8 protein-coding genes are annotated in these 6,449 nt (G+C 61.4%); 5 read left to right on the plus strand and 3 right to left on the minus strand.

Annotation, left to right across the window (positions count from 1 at the left end):
• The first annotated feature begins 250 nt into the window (after positions 1-250).
• Positions 251-1,306 (plus strand): IS110 family transposase, encoded by a 1,056-nt coding sequence (locus BH683_RS16345; RefSeq protein WP_084834247.1) that lies wholly within the window; start codon positions 251-253, stop codon positions 1,304-1,306.
• Positions 1,307-1,390: 84 nt separating this feature from the next.
• Positions 1,391-2,125 (plus strand): aspartate/glutamate racemase family protein, encoded by a 735-nt coding sequence (locus BH683_RS16350; RefSeq protein ID WP_084837341.1) that lies wholly within the window; start codon positions 1,391-1,393, stop codon positions 2,123-2,125.
• 15 nt (positions 2,126-2,140) lie between these two features.
• Here the strand turns inward: BH683_RS16350 and BH683_RS16355 are convergent, their stop codons facing one another.
• On the minus strand, positions 2,141-2,488 hold the full coding sequence (locus BH683_RS16355) for a hypothetical protein (protein ID WP_084837342.1): 348 nt from the start codon (positions 2,486-2,488) through the stop codon (positions 2,141-2,143).
• Between the two features lie 531 nt (positions 2,489-3,019).
• Here BH683_RS16355 and BH683_RS16360 point away from each other — a divergent pair.
• Entirely contained in the window at positions 3,020-3,775 is a 756-nt protein-coding gene (locus tag BH683_RS16360) for an alpha/beta fold hydrolase (RefSeq protein WP_246833420.1), read from the plus strand.
• Positions 3,776-3,784: 9 nt separating this feature from the next.
• On the opposite strand, the gene BH683_RS16365 is transcribed toward BH683_RS16360, so the two are convergent.
• Positions 3,785-4,102: a hypothetical protein gene (locus tag BH683_RS16365; RefSeq protein ID WP_084837343.1), complete on the minus strand. Its 318-nt coding sequence runs from the start codon at positions 4,100-4,102 to the stop codon at positions 3,785-3,787.
• 252 nt (positions 4,103-4,354) lie between these two features.
• Here BH683_RS16365 and BH683_RS16370 point away from each other — a divergent pair, with 252 nt between their 5' ends.
• A complete protein-coding gene (locus BH683_RS16370; RefSeq protein ID WP_084837344.1) occupies positions 4,355-4,576 on the plus strand; it encodes a hypothetical protein in 222 nt (73 codons plus the stop codon).
• On the opposite strand, the gene BH683_RS28705 is transcribed toward BH683_RS16370, so the two are convergent.
• A complete protein-coding gene (locus BH683_RS28705; protein ID WP_168187058.1) occupies positions 4,573-4,743 on the minus strand; it encodes a hypothetical protein in 171 nt (56 codons plus the stop codon). The genes BH683_RS16370 and BH683_RS28705 overlap by 4 nt on opposite strands.
• 398 nt (positions 4,744-5,141) lie before the next feature.
• Here BH683_RS28705 and BH683_RS16375 point away from each other — a divergent pair, with 398 nt between their 5' ends.
• Positions 5,142-6,341, plus strand: coding sequence for a hypothetical protein (locus BH683_RS16375; RefSeq protein WP_246833421.1), 1,200 nt, complete (start codon positions 5,142-5,144; stop codon positions 6,339-6,341).
• Positions 6,342-6,449: the final 108 nt, after the last annotated feature.

Raw genomic sequence — 6,449 nt, forward strand, 5'->3', positions numbered from 1 at the left:
CCTCAGTGTGACTCTTGTGTTGCCGCTCTGGCGGTGGTTGGGTCCTGATCACCTGGTGTTTGGCTCTTGATGGGCCTACCGGCATCACCATCAAAGGGTGAGGTCTGGTCTCCAAAAGTTGTGCCAACACCAGGTGTGATGGACCGACCGATGTGGCTTGATAGGAGCGTGGCACCGCCCCCAACTGAGGATTGCCCACCGGCCGGCCCAACCGTCCCTGTCCCTGTTTCTGAATCAGGAGGCAACCACCATGGTTGTTGTTGGAGTCGATGTACACAAGTCCACTCACACATTCGTCGCCGTCGATTCCGTCGGCAAGAAGCTAGGCCACCTCACCTCTGCGGCCACCACCGAAGGGCACCACACAGCGATCAACTGGGCACTCACCGAGTTCGGTGGCGATCTGGTGTGGGGTATCGAGGACTGCCGGCAGATGTCGACCCGCCTCGAGCGCGACCTGCTCGGCGCCGGCCAGACCGCGGTGCGCGTACCCACCAAGTTGATGGCCCAAGCCCGCTCCAGCGCTCGCACCCGCGGCAAGTCAGATCCCATCGACGCCCTGGCCGTGGCGCGAGCGGTACTACGCGAACCGGACCTGCCCGCCGCTGGCGCCGACCCCCAATCCCGCGAGTTACGGCTCCTCGTCGACTACCGGGAAGTCGCTGTCGCCCAACGCACTGCGTCAATCAACCGACTGCTGTGGCGGGTCCATGAGATCAATCCCGCCTACGCTCCCAAACCCCGGTCGCTGAGCATGAACAAGCACCAAAAAATACTCGCCACCCATCTCGCGAACCACACCAGCCTCCTCGCCGACATCGCCCGCGCGGAACTCGACGACATCATCTCGCTGACAGCCCGGATCAACAAGCTCGCCACCGAGATCGGCAAGCGAGTACGCCAACTGGTGCCGACCTTGCTCGAGTTGCCCGGCTGTGCCGAACTGACCGCCGGCAAAATCGTCGGCGAAACCGCCGGCATCTCCCGCTTCCGCTCCGCCGACGCCTACGCCAGCTACGCCGGCACAGCACCCATCCCCGTCTGGTCCGGCAACAGCGCCGGCCGCGTGCGACTACCCCGACACGGCAACCGACAGCTCAATACCGCACTGCACCGCATCGCCCTGACCCAAATCCGCCTCGAAGACTCCGACGGCTACACCTACTACCGCAACCGCCTCGCCGCCAACGACACCAAAACTTCAGCCCTACGGTGCCTGCGACGACGACTCATCCGCACCGTCTACCAACGACTCACCACCGACGCCCACACGCACCCCGCACCGACCGAACAAGCCGCCGCTTGACATAGGAGCAACTTCTGGCGACCGCGACCTGCGGTTTTCCTCGCCAGAAGGCCCCATTTTCGGTACCGATGGAAGGATGGACGCGTGCTACTAAGCGTGATCAACCCGAACACCACCGTCGCGATGACCGACCAGATCGCCGCTGCCGCGCGGTCGGTTGCGGCGCCGGGAACCGACATCGTCGGCGTCACCCCGACGATGGGTCCGGCATCCATCGAATCCCACTACGACGAGGCACTGGCGGTCCCGGGGCTACTCGAGGCGATCATCAGGAGCCAGCGCAGCGAAAACCCCGCCGACGGCCATCTCGTGGCGTGCTTCGGCGACCCGGGGTTGGATGCCGCTCGCGAAATCGCTACCGTCCCGGTGATCGGGATAGCCGAGGCGGCGATGCACACCGCGTCCCTGCTCGGACGCGGATTCTCTGTGGTGACCACTTTGGGCCGCACGATCGGTCGCGCCGAGGAGTTGGTCGATCGCTACGGGATGGCCAAGCGGTGCCGCGGCGTTCACGCCTGCGAGATCCCGGTCCTCGAGCTGGAAACCAATCCGGACACCGCAGCGATCCTGATCGAGGCCTGCCGGACGGCCGCCGAAGAAGACGGCTCAGACGCCATCGTGCTCGGGTGCGCCGGAATGGCGGAGCTCGCACATCTCATCGGTCAGAAGATCGGCATCCCCGTCATCGACGGGGTGGCCGCCGGCACGCTGTTGTTGCAATCGCTCGTCACGATGCAGGTGACGCCCGCATCATCGGGCGAACTCGCGCCCCCACCGCCCAAGCGATACTCGGGGATCCTCGCGCAGTTCGGCGAGTAATCCTTGGTCCGCCGGTCAGCCGACCTGCCTGCTCGGCTCCGTCTGGTCCCACCCGGTATCCCCGGTGATCTCACGCAGGATGTCCGCGACGCGATCGGCGACGCGGCCCGGGGTCTGGTCGGCCAGGCTCGGCAGAGTGCTCAACACTGCGGCGAAGACGGCCGCGTTCGCGTCCATGCCGTTCGCGTCCATCACCGTTCGATACGCCTGGATCGTCGCGTGCAGACGCCCATACGTGACGAAGTCATCGCCGTACTCCGCCGCGACCCGAGCGGGGCGCGCGGCGGCCACCATCTCGATCACCGCGACCGCGGGAAGAGCGGATGGGGCGGGGCGCCCTGGCGCCGGGATCGTATCGCTCACGGTGATCTACCTTCGGTGTCTGCTCAACGCTCGATTGCGCTGTTCTTTATTGGTGCTATGTGTACAGCACCTTCACAGGCCCTGTCTGCAGGAAAACCATAAGAATTCTTATGACCTGCATCACTGCAGGTCAGGGCGTTAGCCGAGGTAAATAACGGATCACAAATAAGTGATCGTCACAGTCAGTTCTGCTTTGAGATTCAAGCATCTTAACCATCCGCACTCCATGGAACGAGACCCAGAGGTTCAGAGGAGACACCAGCTCTTCATCCGATCGCTACTGCGCCGGAATCTGCTTATCGGCCGAGGTTGGGTACCGTCGACTGGTCGGAGAGACCGATAGACGACAGGGAGGTCCGCTTGCTGACCAGAGCCAGACGAAGAATTGCTTCACTGGGATTGCTCGTTGTCCTGTGTTTGGCAGCATCGTCAGTTCTTGCCGGTGGCACCCTTGCCGCACCGCCGGTCGACGAAACACCTCTGGGCGCGAACGACTGGACGTGCACTCCTGGTACACAGCATCCTCGCCCGGTGGTCCTCGTCCACGGAACATGGGCCGACATGGCCAAGACCTGGAACACGATGGCTCCCGCACTCAAGGAAGAAGGCTACTGCGTCTTCGCACTGAATTACGGATCCAAGAAGCCGGGAAGTGGCCAGAATCTGCTGGACATGGTCGGCGGGGACACGATCGAAGACTCTGCCTCGACGCTGGCACAATTCGTCGACCGAGTCCGGAACTCGACCGGTGCCGGGCAGGTGGACCTCATCGGGCATTCGCAGGGTGCACTCGTTGCGCGCGAATACTTGAAGTCCGGCGGCGGTTCAGACCCCGGCGCCCCCTCGAACAACACAGTGCACACGCTCGTCAGCCTCGCCGGGACAAACCAGGGCACCAGTTTCAATCTGAACCAACAGCTGGGTGCAATTGCCGAGATGCTGGGAATACCGGTGATCGGGCTCGCAGCCGCGACAGTCGGCCCGTCGTACGTGGAACAGATGACAGGGTCGCCTTTCCTGAAACAACTCAACGCCGGACCCGACACCCTCCCTGGAATCAAATACGTTGCGGTCGGCACGAAAGACGACTTGATGGTGACACCGCCTGAACACTCATTCCTCGAGCCCGCGCAGGGTTCGGACATACAGAATATCTGGATCCAGGACGGCTGCGAGTCGGCACACGTCGACCACATGCAAGTAACCAGTCATCCTCGGGCAATCTGGCTCACAAAGAAAGCACTGGACCCGGCGTACCAAGAATCTTCTCCCGGCCGGTGCACCTGAGTGTTCGGCTCAACCGTTCCAACGGCCCTGAAGATGAAACTTGCCCAACCTCAACAGCGATCGCGGTAGCCGCGGCCCGACGTCCAGCACCAGCCAGCGGTACTTGAGTAGCCTATGCTGCAGTGCATTGCGTGAGAGCACGTTCTCGAGCGCATCCTCGAGCTTGCGGTCGCGCATGCCGCCGCGGGTCCGCAACGCGCGTAAATTCTCCTCGACATACGGGTAGGCCGCTTCGCGTACATAGGTCCGGTGGATTCGCTCGGCCGACACCTCGTCGGGCAGAGTCTCGCACCGCTCTAATGCGTCGACGGCGTAAAGGTTGATCATCGTCCGAATACACTTCTCGCAGTTCGCACGAGTTGTATTCGTCATCGGCGGCCAGACCGCATACATATAGATAACGCATTGCCAGATCGCTGTGCTTGACTTCCTGCGCCTTGGCCACCCTGTTGACTTCGGTCCCGTCGTGCACGATGTCGAGAGAGCTCGGTCGCCACCGTTCGCTCGACCGACGAAATTCGCTCGTAAGGTCGCCTACGGGTCGGGCTGATGTCGACGCCGTGCACAAGAATCAGATGGGTGATCTTCGCGCTTCTTGAGCACGGTGTAGAACGCATCCAGCCCACCGCTGAAGAAGCAACCCATGCCGCGGTCACCCTCACCGTGCGCCGGACTAGGGACCGCATGTCGCACAGCGGCGACATTCACAGCAACCATGTCCGGGTACCAGGATCTCAGCAGATCCGCGGCCTCCTCGGCCCCGGCCAGGGCACCAGGGTCTACAACGCCGTCAAACGCTAGGGCATCGCCGATGGTCGCGGAGTACCGTACTCCGCGGCAGGCAGGGGGTTGCCGTCGAGTCCAGGCGAAGGCGCCGTCGTGCGTATCCGGGAACCCCTGCCGTCGAGGACGATCCGGTCTTCCACTGTGTTTTCGTCGACAGGATTGACCTGTACTTCGATAGCCATCTCGCGACCCCTCGACAATTGACCAACCCGGGCATTTCAGCTGGTCGAATCACGCGAAAGGTGAGTCGTCCCTGCTCGGCAACACCGACGCCGCCGACATTCACGGATATAAACGCACCTGTGGTCCATCGACATCGAAACAGAATAACCAGCGGAACAAATTGCACTAAACAATCAAGACCACGGAGCAATGACGACCCCAGGACCAGCACCGATACGCGGACGTATAAAGTGGTGGCTGACGAATTCCAAGCCTACAGGAGTGAACTTCACTCGAAAGCATGGCAACTCGCTTCATAAGTGGCTTGAGATGCGTTACATTCAGAACATCCGCCTCCACCCCAACGCTGCTTCTATAAGAATTAGCAGGTCAGAGCATCGACGCGAAGTGAGCTTTAATGTCCATCGAACAGAGCCTCGAAAGCAATCAACTGATCGAGGCGATCGTCGCGCCAGGTAACTACCGCAGCACCGCGACCGTGAACATCGACGGAGGACAGTTCGTGGCGTGGACCGAGACGAGCATCCCGAACGATCCGAGTGCAACGCCGTGGTTGCCACCCCTGACCGTAACGGCGATGACGCAAGGCCACGCGCTGAGTTTCAACCAGCCCGTTGACTCAGCCGCGTACGCCGGAAGCCTTGCAGCACAAGAGAAACTCTTGGAGTGGTACCCCGATCGGCTGCACAACTCAGAAGTCAAGACCACTGACACCAAGGTTGCCGAGGGGGCCCCGGGGCGTGGAGTCGGCTGCTTCTTCTCCGGCGGGGTGGACTCCTTCTACACGGCGCTCAAGCACCTCGACTCGATAACCCACTTCATCGTGATCCACGGCCTGGATATATCGCTGACCAATGAGCCGCTGTGGCATGAGACTGTCGGACACATCCGCATGATTGCAAGTGCCCTCGGCAAAGAACTTATCGAAGTCAAATCAAATGTCCGTGTACTCCACGCAAAGTTCGGTCCACACTGGCAAGATCAAGCTCATGGGGCGTTCTTGGCGCATGTGGGCCTGTTACTCTCTCCGCACCTCAAAGCCGTTTACATACCGGCATCCGACGACAAGTCGCGGTTGAAGCCATTGGGGACGCATCCTGATCTGGATCCTCTGTGGTCGAGCGACGAAGTCAGCCTGATCCACGACGGTGTCGAAGCAAGCAGAGTGGAGAAACTCGAGTACCTGAAGTCTTCCGACGTTGCGATGAAGCACTTGCGTGTGTGCTGGTCAAACTTGTCGGGCATGTACAACTGCGGCAAGTGTGAAAAATGCGTCAGAACCATGATCGGTTTGCATATTGTGCGCGCCTCCGACCGCTGCGCCACCCTGCCGTCGAAAATCTCGCCCAGGGCGGTGCAGTCGATGTATCTCCGCGCCGGCGGGTCCGGCGGGGAACTGATGGCCGAAGAGAACATGCGTGCACTGGCAGCCAGGAGCCAGACCGACTCCCCCCTCTACAGGGCACTGGACCGTTCACTCCACCGTGGGCGCTTGGCCAACCTCGCCATCAAACTCAAGTTCTACGCGATCGACGTGGGTTTCGGCTTGATCAGGTACCGGATCCGCCAACGCAGCACCACGTCGATGTCCAACTAGGGGCCTTGATCTTTTCGCAAGATCCACGCACTCCCCGTTGTGAGGATGTGGCTACCCTGTACGCATAGGGGACTCTCATCTCGAGCGTGACTGGAACGTGGGGTAAGC

It is taken from the genome of Williamsia sp. 1138, assembly GCF_002095435.2.
GTDB lineage: Bacteria > Actinomycetota > Actinomycetes > Mycobacteriales > Mycobacteriaceae > Williamsia.

What these genes read in the sequence shown, in the direction of transcription:
- BH683_RS28705 (WP_168187058.1), bottom strand. Translation starts at nt 4,743, where the DNA reads ATGGCTATCGAAGTACAGGTCAATCCTGTCGACGAAAACACAGTGGAA.
- BH683_RS16365 (WP_084837343.1), bottom strand. Translation starts at nt 4,102, where the DNA reads ATGATCAACCTTTACGCCGTCGACGCATTAGAGCGGTGCGAGACTCTG.
- BH683_RS16375 (WP_246833421.1), top strand. Translation starts at nt 5,142, where the DNA reads ATGTCCATCGAACAGAGCCTCGAAAGCAATCAACTGATCGAGGCGATC.
- BH683_RS16345 (WP_084834247.1), top strand. Translation starts at nt 251, where the DNA reads ATGGTTGTTGTTGGAGTCGATGTACACAAGTCCACTCACACATTCGTC.